Source organism: Methylobacterium sp. ARG-1 (assembly GCF_001262595.1).
In the GTDB taxonomy this organism is placed as follows: Bacteria; Pseudomonadota; Alphaproteobacteria; order Rhizobiales; family Beijerinckiaceae; genus Methylobacterium; species Methylobacterium brachiatum.
The window spans coordinates 110,409-126,953 of record NZ_LHCD01000009.1; the positions used below are offsets into that span (position 1 = coordinate 110,409).

The following is a 16,545-nucleotide window of genomic DNA, read 5'->3' on the forward strand; positions in this document are numbered from 1 at the left end:
GGAGAGGCGCGCATCGAGCCCACGCGCTTCGGTTGAGGCCCGCCCGCTGGCAACGGCGCCGCAGATGCGATAGTGCCGGGGCCTAGATCCCATGCACGCGCTTGGCGTGTGCCGACCCGCCTTGTCAATGCAGGACCGAATTCCGTGAAGGTGATCGCCTCAACGCTCCGTAAGGGCAACGTCGTCGAGAAGGACGGCAAGCTCTACGTGATCCTGTTCGCCGAGAACATCCACCCCGGCAAGGGCACCCCGGTGACCCAGCTCGACATGCGCCGCATCACGGACGGTGTGAAGGTGTCCGAGCGCTACCGCACCACCGAGCAGGTCGAGCGGGCCTTCGTGGAGGATCGCGAGCACACCTTCCTGTACAGCGACGGCGAAGGGTTCCACTTCATGAATCCCGAGAGCTACGAGCAGGTCGCCGTGCCGGCCGACGTGGTCGGCGACGCCGCCCCCTATCTTCAGGAGGGCATGGCCGTGATGCTGTCGAGCCATAACGGCGTGCCGCTGACCATCGAGCTGCCCCAGCGGGTGACGCTGGAAGTCGCCGAGACCGAGCCGGTGCTCAAGGGCCAGACCGCCTCCTCGTCCTACAAGCCGGCCACGCTCTCGAACGGCGTGCGCACCACCGTCCCGCCGCACATCGCCGCCGGCACCCGCGTCGTCGTGATGACGGCCGACGGCGCCTATGTCGAGCGCGCCAAGGACTGATTTTTTTGAGGAATCTCACTGCGGGCTGACAGCAGTGCGGTGAGAACCTCTATCTCACCCGCGCCCTCATCCCGAGGTGCCGGAGCGAAGCGGAGGCCTCGAAGGAGGCTTCCGGCCAGCTGCGTTATCTTTCGAGGCCTTCTGCGAGCCTCCCTGTGCTCGCGCCTCAGGATGAGGTGATTGGGTGAGAGTCTGCAGATCCCTTCGCAGCGATCTCAGCCCACGACCTCACCGCGGCGCCCGAGACGCCGCCTCGATCGCCCCGTAGCAGCCCTGGGACACGGCCTGTGCCCGCAGCCGCTCCTGCGGGCTGAACGGCCGTCCATCCTCCCGGAAAAGGTCCTCCTGGATCAGCGCGTCCGAGGTGCAGCGGGCCGCGATCCGGCAGAGCGGCGGCTCGCCGCCGGTGCGGGTGCAGATCGTGACGTAATCGGCGCGGAAAGCCCGCACTCCCGCACGCGGGTTCGGTCCGGTCAGGGTGACGAGGCCGGTGAACAGCGCCAGCAGCACCGGCTGGTGGACGAGATAGAGGACCAGGCTGTGGCGTCCCGCGAAGGCCGCGGCGCGGCTCAGTGCCGAGCGCGGCGCCCAGGCGCCCAAGCGCGAGCGCGCCAGCCAGGGCAGGCCCAGCCGCCCGACCATGATCCCCGTCAGGACGAAGCCGAACCACGGGAACAGCGGCACGTAATCGTTGGTCCGCGGCGTCCCGGCGCCGAGCCCGAGGAAGTACAGGACCGGCGCGTCGAGCACCGGCGCATGCACCAGGGCGGGGGCGGCGAAGATCGCGGCCGCGGCCAGCGCCGTCACCGGAACCGGCAGGAACAGGAACGGCAGGCCCAGTACGCTCGACGCAGCGATGCAGTGCAGGATCCCGAAGAACACGTAGGAATCCGGGAAGGCGAACCAGGTCCCGATCGTGACGAGCAGGGCCGCCCCGCCGATCCGGGCGAGCCGCAAGAGGGTCGGGCGCAGGCGGATGCCGCGTCCGTTCATCAGCACCAGCCCGACGCCCACCAGCGTCAGGAACGTGCCGGCGATCGCCTCGGCTGCGCGATGCCCAGTTGGCGTCAGGGCGTAGTTCTCGGCGGTCAGCCGGAGATATCCGAGGTCCCAGAGCGAATGGTAGCTCGCCATCGCGAGCAGGGCGCCCCCTCGAACCGCGTCGATGATCGGGTACCGGGCCCGTGCGGCGCTCGGGGCAGCGTGTGACGACTTGGGGCGAGATAGAGCTGGTACCATGGCGAGGGCTCAAACCACGCCGGCGCTCGGGACGCCACCGGGGTGCGTCGGCGCAATGGCGGAGCCGGGCGGCGTTCCCGAACCCTCTCGAAAACGTGAAGGGGTGTGCGGACCGGTCGCGAAAACCTGACTGGACGCCGTGGCTGAGGATATCCAAACGGCTCCAGCGGCGCAAAAACGCCGTAACCCCGCTCCCCCTGCGACCGATCGACTGTTGCGAGCCTGCCTCCCCCGGGCAAGATTGCAACTCGGGATGGCTCCGATGCCGGTCATATGGGCTTTCCGGGAATCAGGACTTCGTTAATCTTGCTGCGAGAGCGCGCGGCGTGATTCGGTGTAGGTTGCTCGGCCATGTCTGACGAACGCGCTTCCGGGCCGCAGAACCCCAGTCGGATCGAGGACGCCCGGACCGCCGACGGGGCGCCGGGCGACGATGAGGCGCTCGACCTCGTCGAGGTCTCCGGCCGTATCAAGTGGTTCGACGTGGCGAAGGGCTTCGGCTTCATCGTGCCCGATGACGGCGCCCCCGACATCCTGCTGCACGTCACCTGCCTGCGGCGCGACGGCTTCCAGGCCGCGAGCGAGGGTGCCCGCATCGTCGTGGAGGCGGTGGAGCGACCGCGGGGCTGGCAGGCGTTCCGGGTTCTGTCGCTCGACCAGTCGGCGGCCCTGCATCCCTCCGAGATGCCGATGCCGCGCACCCATGTCTCGGTGACGCCGACCAGCGGGCTTGAGACCGCAGTGGTGAAGTGGTTCAACCGGCTGCGCGGATTCGGCTTCCTCACCCGTGGCGACGGCACGCCCGACATCTTCGTGCACATGGAGACCCTGCGCCGTTACGGCATCGCGGAATTGAAGCCGGGCGACGCGGTGCTGGTGCGCTACGGGGACGGCTCCAAGGGGGTGATGGCCGCCGAGATCCGCCTGATCGACGACGCGCTGCCGACCTCGCACTGACGGCGCGCCGCGAACCCGCGCCGATTGGGCGGCCTCGTCTTTTTCGCAAACGCCGGTCCCCCGCTCCGGGCGCGATGCGCTATCTGCACCCGCGGCGGACGTCCCCGTCCGCAATCGCGTTTCCCGAGAGGCCAGTGCCCGTGAGAATCCTGACCCGTGTCGCGCAGGCGGCCACGATCGTCTGCCTGGTCCTGACCGCGTCCGCGCCCCACCGTCCCGCGATCGCCCAGGAGACGGCACTCGAGAGCGCCGCCAAGACCGAGCCGCTCATTATCGTCACGAAGGCCGGTCCAAAGCGGTTCGACGTCGAGGTGATGCGCGACGATGCCGGGCGCTCCCGGGGATTGATGTTCCGCCGCCACATGGCGCCCGACCACGGCATGCTGTTCGATTTCGAGCGCAGCGACCCTGTGACGATGTGGATGAAGAACACCTACCTGCCGCTCGACATGCTGTTCATCCGCAAGGATGGCACCGTGAGCCGGATCGCGGCCGATACCGAGCCGCTGTCGACGGCGATCATCGCGTCCGGCGGACCGGTCTCGGCCGTTCTGGAGCTCAATGCCGGAACCGCGGCCAAGCTGGGAATCCAGGCGGGCGACCGTGTCGAGCACCCTTTGTTCAAGGGACGCTGAGCCGACGGGCAGGTTCGCGAACGCAGCGGGAACAATCGCCTTGACCGCTGCGATGTTCCGCGCCAATGTTCCGGCATTGTTCCGGTGCTTCGGAATGCCGGCACAGCGCGGAGGATCCGATGAGCGATGTGGCCGATGCCGAGCTGTTCGGCAATGACGATTGGTCGGTGAGCGCCGACGGGCTCGAGCACCGGGGGACGGGCTATTTCATCGGCCGGGATGCGGTGGCTGCGCGCCGGGCCGAGGGCCTGTGGGAATGGCCGCTCCAGATGGCGGAGAAGAGCTGGTGCCGGCCCAGCCTGTTCCGCGAGGCGTTCCTGAACGCTCTGGCACAGTTCGGGATCGCCCGCGATGCCGGCCTCACCCGCTCCTTCGCGCTAGGCTACGGCATCCGGGCCGTCGAGGCTCCGGCGCCGGACACGTTCGTCACCCTGGCCGACGTTCTGAAGCCCCGCACCGCGCCGGAGACGGTCCGGGTCGCCGCCCGGGCTCCGGCACGCGCGCTGGCTGCGGCCGGCGCCTGAGGCGGCCGGTCGTTTGACCGCGACTGTCTTCGCCGGATAGCCCTCTTTGCGAGAATGCGGGAGAGACGATCATGGCGAATGCTGATAACGCCGGGCTGGACGGCTTGATCACGTCACCGCTGTCGCGACGCGGCTTCGTGATGACCAGCCTGATCAGCGGCCTTACCGTCGCCACAACCCGCGTCGAGGCTCAGGTGATCCGCACGGATGCCTCCGGGATCGAGGCCGGGGAGGTGAAGATCCCCGCTGCCGATGGTCCGATGCCGGCCTACCGGGCCGTGCCCGAGGGAGCCGGCCCATTCCCGATCGTGCTGGTGATCGAGGAGATCTTCGGGGTCCACGACTACATCAAAGACATCTGCCGACGCCTGGCCAAGGCCGGCTATTGCGCGGTGGCCCCCGAACTCTACGCTCGGCAGGGCGATCTTTCGACCATGACCGATCCGAAAATCATCATCCGGGACGTGATCGCGAAGACGCCGGACGCGCAGTGGATCGGCGATCTAGACGCCACCGCGGCCTGGGCGGCCTCCGCGGCCAAGGGCGATCCCGCCCGGCTCGGCGTCATGGGCTGGTGCCGAGGCGGCCGTGATGCCTGGCTCTACGCGGCGCATCGTCGCGACCTGAAGGCCGCGGTGGCCTGGTATGGCCCCATCGGCGGGGAGCGGACGGATATCCAGCCGCGGACAGCGGGGGATGTCGCGGCCGAGATCCACGCCCCGCTGCTCGCGCTCTACGGCGGCGCAGATACCGGCATTCCGCCCGCCTCGGTGGAGGAAGCCCGCGACAAGGCGAAGCAAGCCGGCAAGACCGTCGAACTTGTGATCTATCCGGATGCACCGCACGGTTTCCATGCGGATTACCGGCCGAGCTACCACAAGGAGCCGGCCGAGGATGGCTGGAACCGCGCGCTCGCCTTCCTGAAAGCCCACGGCGTCGGCTGACTCAGGGGCTCTCGCTGGTCTTGTCAGGATGTTCTCGGGTGGCTGTGCTTCCCGGGACACGGCCACAACTTGTCGAATATGCAAGGGTCGCGGGTGGATCTGTGCCCGCGCGGGTCCGGACGATCGTCACGACCGGGGCATTGAACCGATCGTCGCGACCGCCGTTCAGCCCCTGTAGAGTGTCCCGGCCCATGAGCGATTCGGTACAGCCCGGACAGAAGCCCGTGATCCTCGTCGTGGAGGACCAAGCCGACGAGCGCTTCCTCGCGGCCACGCTCCTGGAGGATACCGGCTTCACGGTGATCGAGGCCGAGACCGCCGACCGGGCGCTCGCCATCCTTAACGACCGGGCCGACGAAGTCAGCGTCGTGTTCTCCGACGTGCGCACGCCAGGCCCGATCGGCGGCTTCGAGCTGGCGCGGATCATCGGCGTGACCTGGCCGCGGGTCCGGGTGCTGCTCACCTCCGGGGATGCCGGCGATCAACCGAGCGACCTGCGCATGTCGGCGACCTTCATCCCAAAGCCCTGGCGTGCCGAGGACATCCTGGCCTGGGTCGAGCAGGCGGCGGGTCGCCCCTCCGGGACGACGGGTCCTGCGGTCATCGGGCCGGGTGGTAAATTAATTACGCCGGGCCTGGAAACCTGAGGCCAACTCCGGGTTGTACGGCACTTCAAGGGCGCGCGACGCCCGAATCCCTGCAACGCCAACAACCCCGAAGACAATCATGCGCATCGTGGCCGCCAACCACGCCGATTCTCTGCGACGGAACCTCTCGGACGACCGGAACGCGATCTGCGTCGTGGATAGCGTGACCGATGAGTTGCGCATCCATTACGAGTCCGCGACCGACGACGTTCCGGCCGAGATCCTGGCTTTGGCGATGCGGCTCGACGGACCGATAGGGCAGCCGGCCTTCGCCGGATAAGCGACCGGGGCGTGTCGCCAAGGCGAGGGAATCTGCTATTCAGCGGGTTCTGACCTGCCGGCGCATCGCGTCTCTCAGCCGAGCCCCTCATGCGTCTCAACGTTCTTCGCGGTTCGCTCGCGGCCGGCCTGATCCTGGCGCTGGCCGGGATCACCGGTGCGCAGGCCGCCACACCGCCAGCGCAGCCGGCCGAGGGCCCCGGCGGCGTCGGCGACCGCAAGGCGACGATCGTGAAGCGGCTGCTCGGGCGCGGGACCGCGACCACCTTCGCGTTCCACGCGGGCGGCGCGGCGCCCGAGGCCGGCCGGCCCGTGGCGGTGTTCCTGCACGGCTGGGGGGTGGTCAACCCGCAGAGCTACGGCGGCTGGATCGACCACCTGACCCGCCAGGGCTGGCTGGTGCTCTATCCCCGCTTCCAAGAGGTGAACCGGACCCGCCCGGCCGACGCCCCCGGCATCGCCGACACGCTGGTCAAGGCCGCGCTCGCCGACCTCGCATCCGATCCGGACGCCAAGCCCGATCTGTCCCGGGTCGCGCTGATCGGGCATCTCGCCGGCGCGCCGATTGCCTTCGACATGGCTGCCGGCGCCAAGCAGCAGGGGTTGCCTGTCCCGAAGCTGATCTTCGCGGCAGCGCCGGGCGGCATCGCCAGCGGCCCGAAATCGCGGGGCATCACGCTCAGCGAGCTGTCGAGCATCGACCCGTCGACACTGCTCATCACCATGGTCGGCGACAAGGACACGCGCGCAGCCGATCTCGCCGCGAAGCGCCTGCTGCGCGAGGCCAGCGCCGTTCCGATCGAGCGCAAGCTCTTCGTCCGCGCGCTCTCGGACGACCACGGCTTTCCGGCACTCACCGCAACCCTGGCGGCGCCCGCCGGCACCGACGCGGCTTATGACGGCGGCGCGATCAAGCCGGGACCGGAGCCGAAGGACGCGGCCAAGGACGCCCCCAAGCCGCCGCCGTTCCGCTGGTCGGCCGACATGGCGCTCACCGGCGAGCAGCAGACCCTGGTCTCCCAGATCAACATCGCCCGCGTCGACGCGCTCGATTATCTCGGCTTCTGGAAGACGTTCGACATCGCGGCGGCCGCGGCCTTTGCCGGGTCGGACGCGAATGCGATGAAGAACAACCCGCGGCTCGCCGACATGGAGCGCTGGAGCGACGGCTGGCCGGTGAAGCGGCTTTCCGTCGAGACGCCCCGGCTGGTGGCGCCGGCTGCCCAGGCCGGGACCCCGGCGGCGAATACCCGGAAGCGCTGATCGGCGCCCCCGGGCGGGCTTCCCCCTGGCGCAGGGCTTGCTACTCTGCCGGTGTTCGACACGGGGGATGATGCCATGCCCGAGTTCGTCGCCAGCCTGCTCGCCGCAGCGGCCTTCTGCCTGACCCTGCTCGCGCTGAACGCGCTGACGCGGTTGCTGATCCAGGCGCATGGTGCGCCCCCGGATCTCGGCGAATCCGGATTCCTTCAGATCGGCGGTGCCCTGGTCGCAGCCCGGGTGGCCTATCGCCGGGCGCCGCATCGCCAGTTGGATTGACCCCGCGCATCGCTTCAGCGAGCCCGGTGTCGCGCTTGCGGACTCTATTCCGACGCTTCGGCGGCCTCTTCGCCGTCCTTCACGCCGAGCGCGGCTTTCTCGGCCAGCAAGGCAGCGAGGGCCGCGCGGATCCGGTCGCCTTGCGCGCGATGCGGGTGATCGAGGGCGGTAATCAGGGCTCGGCGATAGCGGTCCTGGATCACGGCCAGCTGGGTCGCCTTGCCGATCTTGGCGGGCGCCTTCTCGACCGGCTTCGGCTTGGCCGCTGGTCTCTTCTTCGGGGGCTTCTTCTCGGGCATGGCGGAGCAAGCGACCCGACGGTTCCGCGGTTCCCGAAATTGCCATGACGACCGCTCGCGGGGACGGCGATGCCGATCGTCCTGGCACGACATCTCGCCCTTGTGAGGTGACACCTGGTGCCGTCGGGATGCGATCCGCGCGTTGGAATCGCCCGATCCGATCCACCGTCAGCCCGCCCGGTTCGCCAGCGCGGGTTTTTTGTCGCGCGCGCGACGCCTGCTTCCCCGGACGGGGGTTTCACCGAGCGCCCGGTTATTCCGGTGCGCCGCAGCGGAGCCGGGATTGAAAACTCGGGAAGAGGCAGTGCTACCGTCAATCGTTACTGGCCGTGGATCCCTCCTACAGCCACATATTTGGTAGGGACTATGCGTAATATTAGTTTTAATCGCGCCTTTTGATCAATTGCGACAGCACAGTATCGAGTTGCCATACCATCCGAGTTGAAATACGGGAGCGATAAGCTAGAGGGGCATCGGATGAGACGCATCAGGGCAGCACTTCTTTTTGTGCTGGCATGCGGGACGGCTGCCGCCCAAAGCGACGGCAAGAAGCCCTCCGCGCCGCGGCCCGTCTCGAAGTTCCTCCCATTCTCGGAAGGCTCCATCGACGGCTTCCCCTCGGTCCAGATCGACGGGGTGCTGAAACTCACACAGAGCGGCAACCAAATCACCGCATCCAGTCTCGATGTCTGTTTTCCGTCCGACAGCCTGTCCCTCAGGCTCGACCGGCTGGCGATTCCGCTGCAGGTGCAAGGTTCGACCCTGTCAGGCTTGGGGGTCAGCGCGGGTGGCCGTCAGGTCTCGGTGACGTTAAAGCGCACCGGGCAGAAGGAATCTCTCGGCCTTGAGGGCACCGTGACCCTGCCCGGGCATACGATCCGAATCGCGCAATCCGATCTCGTTTCACTCAACGAGGATCCCACGTCGTCGACTGCTCAACCGGATGGGACCGGGGAGGAGGATCCCGACGATGGTGCTTCCGTCACCGATCCGAGCAAGGTCCTCGCGACGGTCAAGATCGCCAACCTCGCTGATCTGATCCGGACGGTTCGCGCCGAGGGCGGACGGCTCGATCCGGTCGGCCTCATCCCCCAATGCAGCACGTTGAGATCGGGACGCGCGACGGCCTCGATCGAGGTCGATCCGAGCCGCTCCGCCGCCCTGTTGGACAAGGTCCGGGCCGTCCCGGGCGTCACCAACGCGGAGTTCGGGACGGTGCTGGATCATGCGCTGCTGATCCGGCTTAAGGCAAAGCCGAACGAGGCCGATGTCGCGTCGATCCTGAGCAAGGCGGCGCAGAAGGCGATTCCGGGCCTGTCGACGGTGTCGTCGGAGAAGGATCCCAGCCGGGGCGAGGTCCGCGTGGCGTTCCGGAGGACGCTGCCCGATTTTGCCGCCGTTGGGATCCAGGAGGCCATCACGCTGCGTGCCTTCGTCTGGCAGGACGTCCGCGACCCATCGAAATACTACATCCGGCTGCGACCGCTCGATGCGAAGCTCGTCGACGCCGATCCAAAGCCGGTCCTGCTCTCGGGCCGCGCCGATACGGAAGGCGAGGACGACAGCACCGCCTCCGATCTCAACACGGAGATGGCGCAGCAGGCCATCGGCAACGCCCTGGCGTCCGAACTGCACGGGGAGGTCTGGGCCGACGAGCGCTGGGTTGCAAAATAGCGCCGCCCTCGCCGAAACCCCGAACGCTACCGCAGGAAGTCGCCGAAGGCGCGCGGGCCGTTGCCGGTGGGGATGGTCGTCACGACCTTCAGGGTGCGGGCGTCGAGGACGCTCAGCGTGTTGTCGCCCCAATTGGCGACGTAAAGGCGCCCGTCCGCATCGGCCGCGATGCCCTCGGGATGGTCGCCGACATCGATGTCGGCGATCGGCTTGAGCGTGGCGAGGTCGAAGGCCGTGACGCTGCCGGCATATTGGTCGGTGACGAAGCCGCGGCCCTGCGCCAGCGCGATCACGTAGGGCCGCCGGCCGGTGGGGATCCGGGCGATCTCGCGGCCCGCCGCCAGGTCGATCACCGAGACGTCATCGCTCGTGACGTTGGCCGTGTAGGCACGCCCGGCCGCGGCATCGAGCGTGATGCCGAACGGGTGCTGGCCGACGGGGATCGCCCTGGTTTCCTTGCGGGCCTTGGCGTCGACCACCGAGACCGTATCAGCCTCGCGGTTGGCGACGTAGAGCGTCGCCCCATCGGGCGAGACCGCGATGCCGGAGGGCGAGGCGCCCACCGCGATCTCGCCGTCGGGAACCAGCGTGCCGTCGCGCTCGGTCAGCACGAACAGGCGGTGGCCGTACCAATCCGCCACGTAGACCGTGCCGCCCTTCGGATTGGCGGCGACGCCGAGCGGTCCGCCGGGTAGGGGCACCTCGGCCACGACCCGGCCGGCTTCCAGATCGAGCACGGCGAGGCCGTGACCCTCGGGCCGGGTGACGTAGGCGCGCCTGCGGTCAGGCGACAGGGCGATCCCGGCCGGGGCCCCGTCGAGCGCGATGCTGCGCACCACCTTGCCGGCGGCGAGGTCGACGATCTCGACCGCGCCGCCGAGCTGGGCCGTCACGATCGCCTCCCGCGCCGGTTCGGCGCGGGCCAGCGTCGCGACGAGGGCGAGGGCGGCGGCGAGCGCCGCGCCTGTTCAGGCTCACGAGCCCTTCTCGACCTTGGCCTTCAGGTTGGCGAGGCTCGCCTTGATCCAGGCACCAACGCCCTTCTCGGAGGCCTCGTCGTTCAGCTCGGGCGGCGGATCGTTGTTCATGTAGCCGCGGTAGAAGGCGGCCTTCCACTCGACCTTGGACTTGGCGTCGCCGGCCGGCTCGACCGTGATCGTCGCGGAATAGTCGTTGGCCGGCAGGTCCTTCACGTCGACCTTTTCGATGTAGTACGAGAACAGCTTGTCGTCCGGCTTGTACTTGTTGCTGGTCTCCTGGATCTGGTTGCCGTTCTTCAGCGTCAGGGTGCGCTTGAACTTGGCCGGCACGTCGCCGCTGACCTCGGTCTTCGTGACGTTCTCCATCCAGTCGGCGTTCTTGACGTCGCCGACGACGGCCCAGACCTTGTCGGCCGGCGCGTTGATCTCGATCGACTCGGCGATCTTGCGCCGGGTCGGGCCATGGGCCTGCGCGGTCGCCGCCACCAGGGCAGCCGTGGCCGCCAGGGCCAGGGTCATTGTCTTCATCGTGTCCTGCTCCTCCCGCCTCCAGGGCCCATTCCGGTCAGGGGAATACCGGTTTGGCGCCTTAGAGCGTGTCACAAGTGAGTGTCAGGCCCGCATCCGAACGCCCGGATACGGGTCTAGCTTGCGTCCCGATCGAGGAGGCGCGCCTCGGGGCCGAGAGCCTCCGCGACCTTGTCCTCGATCCAGCCCCAGGCCTCGCGCTCGCGCGGGCCTGCGGTCTTGGCGATGGCGATGGCGAGGTAGGCCATCTCCGTCAACACCTTGTCCGGCTCAAGCATGTGGAGCCGGGTCGAGAGGATCGCCGCCTCCAGCACCGCGGCCTGGGCGCGGTTGTAGCCGATGAACGGCGCGTGGGCGGCGGAATGGACCATGCGGCTGCGGAAGCGCGGCCTCGTCTCGTGCTCCTCCACCGAGGCAACCTCGAACTCGGCATGGCCGAAGCTGTCGGCAAGCCGCCGGCCGGGAATGGCCGCGCAGGGTACGGTCGGCCAGTCACGCCGTCCGGTCACTGCGCCGGCGATCACCCGGATGTCCCGCGGGCTCGAGGCTGCGAAGCACGGGTTGGCCTCGAGATTGGCGATGGTCGGCGAGGGCCGGAACGGCGCCAGCACGTAGCCCTCCGCCTCGCTGATCAGCCCGAACGGCACGAGGTGCAGCTCGCCGGAGGGCGCGAGCGTGGTGACGATGGTCTCCAGGATCAGCGGCATGGCTCAGGCCCTGTCCGCCGGCACCAGCCGGCCGCAGACCAGCTTGGTGGCGGACTGGGCTGACTCGAGCGCAACCTCGTCCCGGGCCTCGGCGTCCGTGATGGTCTCGGGGGCGTCGGCATTCGCCTCCGGCTTCACCAGCCGGGCGTCGCGGGTGCCGGGCGGCGGCGCATCGGGGCCGGAATGGCGGGTATGGCCGGCCTTCTTAAAGGCGGTGGAATCCTCGACATCGGCGTCGGCCGCGCAACCCCAGTTAAGGGGCTCGTCCTGCACGTAGCGCTTGCCGAGCCGCCAGGCGGTCTCGGCCTTGGCGAGCTCGGCCCCGAGATAGAAGGCGTGGGCGCCGTCGCTCTTCACGTCGAGGTCGGGGAAAAAGGCCATCGCGTCGGTGCCGACCCTGTGGACGTCGCGGTTGTAGACATGGATCCCGTCCTCGGCGACGGCGATCCGGTAATTCGGGTCGCGGACCTCGGCGGCGGCCTGGGCGACCTCCGCGGCGGTCTGCACGAAGGGGCGCTTGTCGTGAAGGGCCAGCAGCGCCCGTCCGTAGCCCTTGGGCAGGGCGGAATCGACTTTCGCCGCGTACATCACCCGGCGGGCAGCGTCGTGCTCCTCGACGGTGCGGCGGGTGTGGTTCGAGACCTGAACGATCAGCACGTTGCCGATCGACAGTTCCGAGCACATCCCGACCAGAAGGGCGGTGACGCCGAGCGAATCCGCCTCGGTCAGCTCCGTCAGGTTGCCGGTGCCCATCATCATCTGGATGTCGGGCCAGCGGGCGCGGGTGTCGCGGTAGCGGCTGATCGAATCCACGAAGCCGTGGTGGATCGGCTCCAGGATCGGATCCGCCAGGAACGGCCGCCCGGCCTTCAGCATCCGCTCGATCGCCCGGTCGAGGGAGGGCAGGTCGTCCGGGCGCAGGGGCACCAAGATCGGCACTGCATCGGTCTCGAAGGCCAGATCCAGCGTGTCGACGTTCAGGCTGAGCAGGTAGTCGGCCCCGGCGCGGGCGCCCCGGGCCAGCTCGTCTTGGTTGAAGGAATCAACGCTGACCTTGAGGCCCGCGCCCTTCAGGGCCGCGACGGATTCTTCCAGATGCGGGAAGGTCGTGTCCGGCAGGCCGCCGAGGTCGATCACGTCGGCGCCGCGGCGGGCGAGATCGAGGCCCTTGGCCAGGATCTCGTCGGGCGTCATCTTCGAGGCGTCGACGATTTCGGAGAAGATCCGCAGATCGTGCTTCGACAGATCGACCTTGCGGCCGGCGAGCCCGAGCCAGGCCGGCAGATCGACCACCTCGTCCGGGCCGCGCTCCACCGGCAGATGGAAATGCTCGGCCAGGCGGGCGGTATCGGCCCGGCAGCGGCCCGGCAGGACGATCCGGGTCGCGCCCTCGGGGATCTCCACTCGGCGGCGGATGATCTCCTCGGTCATCAGCGCGGCGACCTTCACGCCGGCATCCGCGATGCTCCAGCGGATCGTCGCCGGCAAAGCGGCCGCGACCTTCTCCAGCCGCGCCCGGGCGAGGCGTCCGGTGACGAAGACGATGTGCTCGGGGACGCTCACGCCGCCACCCGCTGCTGCAGCGTGACCCGGCGGGTCGGCCCCCAGATCGCGATCCGGCCGCGGTAGTGCGCCGCGAAAGCCGGGAATGCGGCGTCCACCAGCCCGCGGCGGGCCAGCGCGTCCGGGCTCTCCTCCAGCGCGGCGTCAGCGGATTTCACCAGAGCACAACGGTCGGCGCGCAGGCGCGCGGCCAGCCAAAGCGCGAGGCTGTCGGACGTGACGTCCCAGCTCTCGGGGATGTCGGGATGGCCGGCGCGCAGGTGGGCGGGGTCCCAGATGCAGGCCGCGGCCGTGTCGCTCCAGGGTTCGATGCTGCGGGTCAGCCGCGGTTCCCAGTCACAAAAAGATGCGGCCATGCGGCTCATCGCGTCGAGGGCGCGGCGGTGGGCCTCCGCATCGTCGAAGCCGTCGCGGATCTGATCCGCCCGCACGGCATCCGCGAAGGCGCCGCCGCCCGGCACGACGATGCAGCGTCCGTGGGTGCCGTCCGCCACCTCAGCCAGCAGGGCGCGCAGCCGCGCGGGATCCGCCTCCAGGCTGCCGCCGATCTTGAGGATCGTCGTCACGCGGCGTCCCGATGGTTCGGCCGCAGGGCGCGCACGGCTTCGGCGACCCGCAGGGGATCGATGCCGTTGCGTCGGTCGAAGTCGCGGCACAGGCCGCCGCGAAAGCCGAAATAATCCGGTCGGTGGGCGCTCAGGACCGGGATGTCGGTGATCCGGAGGGAGCCGGCCAGCCCGCTCATCAGGCCGTGGGTCCGGCAAGCCGCCGTGAACGCGGCCAGCACCTCCGGCTCGGCGAGATCGGTCAGCCGGGCGCCGGACTTGCCAGCGGTGTCGATCATCGCCCCCGCGAAGCCGGCTTGGGCTAGGGCCGGGACCAGATCGGCTGCCGGGCCGTCCTCGGCGAACAGGACCGCGATCAGGCGGCCGGGCGCGGCCGCCGTCAGGGCGGCCATCGCGGCCTTGTCGCGCCTGTCCCGGGCGTCGAGACCGGTCTTCACCCAGTCGATCCCGGTCGCGGCCATCGCGGTGACGGCGTCGGGCGAGGGGTCGGCCACCGCGCTGGTCACGGCCGCGCCGGCAATCCGGGCGACGATCTCCCCCACAATCCCGGTCTCGAGGGCGCCGAGCGCGCCCCGTTCCGGATCCTTGGCATCGATCAGGTCGGCCCCGGCGAGCTGGGCCGCCTCGGCTTCGGCCGGGTCCCGAACGCTGACGAGGAGGCTGGGCGGGGGGGCTGGCGGAACGGGGAACGCGGACACGGATCTCTCGAAGAAGTGCGGCACGCAATCACGACTTGCCGGGCAGCGGCTCGGCGAGCAGGCGGTTCTTCACCACCCAGCGCATGGCATGCGCCCAGGTGTCGTCGGTATCGGCCCGGATCGTCACCTGGCCGCCGCGCACCATCTTGCCGGTCTCGGCCTCGGCGATGGTGACGTTCAGGTTGAAGATCTGACCGGATCCCTTCTCCACATAACCGGTCACGACGAGATCCGCACCCAGGCTCTTGGCAATGTCGGCCGCGCAGCCGTTGCACTTGTAGAGCGGCCCTTCCTTGGCGACGACGTCAGCCTTCGGGGCGGTATCGACGATCTCCAGGCCGGCCTGGTTGTGCAGAGCGTTGCGCAGCTCGTCGGTCACCAGCGCCAACTTCTTCGTGTCGACCGGCCGGACCCGCGTGCCGTAGGTCGCGCCGGGATCGAACAGCTCGACGGGGAAGATCGCTGCCTTCTCGGCGGCGATAGCGGGACCGGCGAGGAGGCAGGCGATCACCGCGCAGGCGAACAGGTGGCGCATCCTCGGGGCTCCCTCACGATGATCGATGCCGTGTCATCCGGCGCATTCGCGCCCCTATAGCTCGGGCGAAGGGACAAATTGGCAATGTACATCGTCGCGTGCTTGGCCCACGACGCGAACGTGATCATTCGCCAAGAAGCCGCGGTTGAGCGGCCGGATCGGAAGCTGCTAGAGGCCGCGCACATGCACGATCCTGCACACGCCCCGGTCCAGCGCCACACTCTGCCCGCCTGGTCCCGGGCCGGGCTTCGCGCCGCCCTCGTGACCGGTGCGCTGCTGGCACCGCTCGCCGCCCTGGCGCAGCAGCCCGCGCCGTCGCCGATCGATACGCATATCGGGCTGATCTACCGGCCCCAGCCGGCGCCGTCCTCCTACGATGCCGAGGCCGCCCCGGAGGACGAGGGGTTGGCCGGCGCCAAGATGGGCATCGCCGACAACAACACCACCGGCCGCTTCACCAAGCAGACCTTCGCGCTGGACGAGATCGCGCTCAGCGATGAGAAGCCCGACGCCGTGGCGGCCGCCAAGGAGCTCATCGCCAAGGGCGTGAACTACCTCGTGCTCGCCCTGCCGGCGGAGGCGGTGCTGGCGGTGGCCGATGCCGTCAAGGATACCGGCGCGGTGGTGCTCAATGCTGGCGCCCCGGACGACCGCCTGCGGGGCGCCGATTGCCGGGCCAACGTGTTCCACATCCTGCCGTCCCGGGCGATGCTGACGGACGCCGTCGCGCAATACCTGACGGTGATGCGCTGGCGGAAAATTTTTCTGATCGTCGGCCCGACCGACGCCGACAAGGCCTATGCCGAGGCGGTACGCAACTCCGCCCGCAAGTTCGGCCTGAAGATCACCGCGGAGAAGCCCTGGACCTTCGGGCCGCTCGCCAAGGCGCGCGGCGACACGCCGACCCGGGCCGAGGCGATGGTCTTCACCCGGGGCCTCGACTACGACATGGCGATCGTGGCCGACGAGGAGGGCGACTGGGGCGACTACGTCTCCTACCGCACCGTCGATCCCCGCCCCGTGGGCGGCACGCAGGCGCTCACCTCGACCAGTTGGTCGCCCGTCCTCGAGACCTGGGGCGCCGCGCAGGCCCAGAACCGCTTCCGGCGGCTCGCCTCCCGGTTGATGCGCCCGCTCGATTACCAGGTCTGGGCCGCGGTCCGTACGGTCGGCGACGCCGTCACCGCCAAGAAGACGAACGATCCGGCCGTGCTGGCCCCGTACCTGGTCGACCCGGCCTTCAACCTGCCGGCCTACAAGGGCGTGTCGCTGACCTTCCGCCCCTGGGACCACCAGCTGCGCCAGCCGGTGATCGTGGTCCAGCCGAAGGCCCTGGTCTCGGTCGCGCCCGAGCAGGGCTTCCTGCACCAGCGCACCCCGCTGGATACCCTGGGCGTCGACCTGCCCGAGACCACCTGCAAGTTCAAATGAGGGCCGCCGCTGCCTGCGGCGTTGGCGAGGGGCCCGCGCCCTCGCAACGCGCGGGCGATGCTCTACAATCCACTTCCGAGAACGTCCTT

At 69.2% G+C, this 16,545-nt stretch carries 20 protein-coding genes; 11 read left to right on the top strand and 9 right to left on the bottom strand.

Annotation, left to right across the window (positions count from 1 at the left end):
- Positions 1–144: 144 nt before the first annotated feature.
- On the top strand, positions 145–711 hold the full coding sequence (gene efp, locus AKJ13_RS11470; protein WP_007563812.1) for an elongation factor P: 567 nt from the start codon (positions 145–147) through the stop codon (positions 709–711).
- A gap of 228 nt (positions 712–939) precedes the next feature.
- On the opposite strand, the gene AKJ13_RS11475 is transcribed toward efp, so the two are convergent.
- Positions 940–1,950 (bottom strand): heparan-alpha-glucosaminide N-acetyltransferase, encoded by a 1,011-nt coding sequence (locus tag AKJ13_RS11475; RefSeq protein ID WP_200905614.1) that lies wholly within the window; start codon positions 1,948–1,950, stop codon positions 940–942.
- A 351-nt stretch (positions 1,951–2,301) separates the two neighbouring features.
- On the opposite strand from AKJ13_RS11475, the gene AKJ13_RS11480 reads away from it, so the two are divergent.
- From AKJ13_RS11480 to AKJ13_RS11515, 8 genes are all read left to right on the top strand, one after another.
- On the top strand, positions 2,302–2,907 hold the full coding sequence (locus tag AKJ13_RS11480) for a cold-shock protein (protein ID WP_050733457.1): 606 nt from the start codon (positions 2,302–2,304) through the stop codon (positions 2,905–2,907).
- Between the two features lie 140 nt (positions 2,908–3,047).
- Positions 3,048–3,542, top strand: coding sequence for a DUF192 domain-containing protein (locus tag AKJ13_RS11485; RefSeq protein WP_200905617.1), 495 nt, complete (start codon positions 3,048–3,050; stop codon positions 3,540–3,542).
- Between the two features lie 119 nt (positions 3,543–3,661).
- The gene (locus AKJ13_RS11490; protein ID WP_007563818.1) at positions 3,662–4,066 is read left to right on the top strand and encodes a hypothetical protein; all 405 of its coding nucleotides are present in this window, start codon (positions 3,662–3,664) and stop codon (positions 4,064–4,066) included.
- Between the two features lie 71 nt (positions 4,067–4,137).
- On the top strand, positions 4,138–5,010 hold the full coding sequence (locus AKJ13_RS11495; RefSeq protein WP_050733459.1) for a dienelactone hydrolase family protein: 873 nt from the start codon (positions 4,138–4,140) through the stop codon (positions 5,008–5,010).
- A 191-nt stretch (positions 5,011–5,201) separates the two neighbouring features.
- On the top strand, positions 5,202–5,657 hold the full coding sequence (locus AKJ13_RS11500) for a response regulator (protein WP_050733460.1): 456 nt from the start codon (positions 5,202–5,204) through the stop codon (positions 5,655–5,657).
- A 79-nt stretch (positions 5,658–5,736) separates the two neighbouring features.
- Entirely contained in the window at positions 5,737–5,937 is a 201-nt protein-coding gene (locus AKJ13_RS11505; protein ID WP_050733461.1) for a hypothetical protein, read from the top strand.
- An 89-nt stretch (positions 5,938–6,026) separates the two neighbouring features.
- Positions 6,027–7,199: an alpha/beta hydrolase gene (locus AKJ13_RS11510; RefSeq protein WP_050733462.1), complete on the top strand. Its 1,173-nt coding sequence runs from the start codon at positions 6,027–6,029 to the stop codon at positions 7,197–7,199.
- Positions 7,200–7,274: 75 nt separating this feature from the next.
- Positions 7,275–7,475, top strand: coding sequence for a hypothetical protein (locus AKJ13_RS11515; RefSeq protein WP_007563829.1), 201 nt, complete (start codon positions 7,275–7,277; stop codon positions 7,473–7,475).
- Between the two features lie 44 nt (positions 7,476–7,519).
- On the opposite strand, the gene AKJ13_RS11520 is transcribed toward AKJ13_RS11515, so the two are convergent.
- Complete coding sequence (locus AKJ13_RS11520) at positions 7,520–7,774, bottom strand: hypothetical protein (protein WP_050733463.1); 255 nt, start codon at positions 7,772–7,774, stop codon at positions 7,520–7,522.
- Positions 7,775–8,251: 477 nt separating this feature from the next.
- On the opposite strand from AKJ13_RS11520, the gene AKJ13_RS11525 reads away from it, so the two are divergent.
- Positions 8,252–9,448: a hypothetical protein gene (locus tag AKJ13_RS11525; protein ID WP_144426230.1), complete on the top strand. Its 1,197-nt coding sequence runs from the start codon at positions 8,252–8,254 to the stop codon at positions 9,446–9,448.
- Positions 9,449–9,474: 26 nt separating this feature from the next.
- Here the strand turns inward: AKJ13_RS11525 and AKJ13_RS11530 are convergent, their stop codons facing one another.
- From AKJ13_RS11530 to AKJ13_RS11560, 7 genes are all read right to left on the bottom strand, one after another.
- A complete protein-coding gene (locus AKJ13_RS11530) occupies positions 9,475–10,374 on the bottom strand; it encodes a YncE family protein (protein ID WP_050733465.1) in 900 nt (299 codons plus the stop codon).
- Between the two features lie 48 nt (positions 10,375–10,422).
- Positions 10,423–10,956, bottom strand: coding sequence for an SRPBCC family protein (locus AKJ13_RS11535; protein ID WP_050733466.1), 534 nt, complete (start codon positions 10,954–10,956; stop codon positions 10,423–10,425).
- 116 nt (positions 10,957–11,072) lie between these two features.
- The gene (locus AKJ13_RS11540; RefSeq protein ID WP_050733467.1) at positions 11,073–11,663 is read right to left on the bottom strand and encodes a DUF447 domain-containing protein; all 591 of its coding nucleotides are present in this window, start codon (positions 11,661–11,663) and stop codon (positions 11,073–11,075) included.
- Between the two features lie 3 nt (positions 11,664–11,666).
- Positions 11,667–13,226: a DUF6513 domain-containing protein gene (locus AKJ13_RS11545; RefSeq protein WP_050733468.1), complete on the bottom strand. Its 1,560-nt coding sequence runs from the start codon at positions 13,224–13,226 to the stop codon at positions 11,667–11,669.
- Complete coding sequence (locus AKJ13_RS11550; protein WP_050733469.1) at positions 13,223–13,792, bottom strand: uridylate kinase; 570 nt, start codon at positions 13,790–13,792, stop codon at positions 13,223–13,225. Before AKJ13_RS11550 ends, AKJ13_RS11545 begins: the two co-directional genes overlap by 4 nt.
- A complete protein-coding gene (locus tag AKJ13_RS11555; protein WP_050733470.1) occupies positions 13,789–14,490 on the bottom strand; it encodes a (5-formylfuran-3-yl)methyl phosphate synthase in 702 nt (233 codons plus the stop codon). Before AKJ13_RS11555 ends, AKJ13_RS11550 begins: the two co-directional genes overlap by 4 nt.
- Before the next feature lie 28 nt (positions 14,491–14,518).
- Complete coding sequence (locus tag AKJ13_RS11560) at positions 14,519–15,025, bottom strand: DUF3280 domain-containing protein (RefSeq protein WP_050733471.1); 507 nt, start codon at positions 15,023–15,025, stop codon at positions 14,519–14,521.
- A gap of 183 nt (positions 15,026–15,208) precedes the next feature.
- Between AKJ13_RS11560 and AKJ13_RS11565 the strand changes: the two genes are divergently transcribed.
- Positions 15,209–16,456, top strand: a complete 1,248-nt coding sequence (locus tag AKJ13_RS11565) for an ABC transporter substrate-binding protein (RefSeq protein ID WP_050733517.1) — start codon at positions 15,209–15,211, stop codon at positions 16,454–16,456.
- Positions 16,457–16,545 lie beyond the last annotated feature (89 nt).

Excerpts from the sequence above, each read along its gene's own strand:
- AKJ13_RS11475 (WP_200905614.1), bottom strand. The coding sequence starts at position 1,950 with ATGGTACCAGCTCTATCTCGCCCCAAGTCGTCACACGCTGCCCCGAGC.
- AKJ13_RS11480 (WP_050733457.1), top strand. The coding sequence starts at position 2,302 with ATGTCTGACGAACGCGCTTCCGGGCCGCAGAACCCCAGTCGGATCGAG.
- AKJ13_RS11490 (WP_007563818.1), top strand. The coding sequence starts at position 3,662 with ATGAGCGATGTGGCCGATGCCGAGCTGTTCGGCAATGACGATTGGTCG.
- AKJ13_RS11495 (WP_050733459.1), top strand. The coding sequence starts at position 4,138 with ATGGCGAATGCTGATAACGCCGGGCTGGACGGCTTGATCACGTCACCG.
- AKJ13_RS11500 (WP_050733460.1), top strand. The coding sequence starts at position 5,202 with ATGAGCGATTCGGTACAGCCCGGACAGAAGCCCGTGATCCTCGTCGTG.
- AKJ13_RS11505 (WP_050733461.1), top strand. The coding sequence starts at position 5,737 with ATGCGCATCGTGGCCGCCAACCACGCCGATTCTCTGCGACGGAACCTC.
- AKJ13_RS11510 (WP_050733462.1), top strand. The coding sequence starts at position 6,027 with ATGCGTCTCAACGTTCTTCGCGGTTCGCTCGCGGCCGGCCTGATCCTG.
- AKJ13_RS11515 (WP_007563829.1), top strand. The coding sequence starts at position 7,275 with ATGCCCGAGTTCGTCGCCAGCCTGCTCGCCGCAGCGGCCTTCTGCCTG.
- AKJ13_RS11520 (WP_050733463.1), bottom strand. The coding sequence starts at position 7,774 with ATGCCCGAGAAGAAGCCCCCGAAGAAGAGACCAGCGGCCAAGCCGAAG.
- AKJ13_RS11525 (WP_144426230.1), top strand. The coding sequence starts at position 8,252 with ATGAGACGCATCAGGGCAGCACTTCTTTTTGTGCTGGCATGCGGGACG.
- AKJ13_RS11535 (WP_050733466.1), bottom strand. The coding sequence starts at position 10,956 with ATGAAGACAATGACCCTGGCCCTGGCGGCCACGGCTGCCCTGGTGGCG.
- AKJ13_RS11540 (WP_050733467.1), bottom strand. The coding sequence starts at position 11,663 with ATGCCGCTGATCCTGGAGACCATCGTCACCACGCTCGCGCCCTCCGGC.
- AKJ13_RS11560 (WP_050733471.1), bottom strand. The coding sequence starts at position 15,025 with ATGCGCCACCTGTTCGCCTGCGCGGTGATCGCCTGCCTCCTCGCCGGT.
- AKJ13_RS11565 (WP_050733517.1), top strand. The coding sequence starts at position 15,209 with ATGCACGATCCTGCACACGCCCCGGTCCAGCGCCACACTCTGCCCGCC.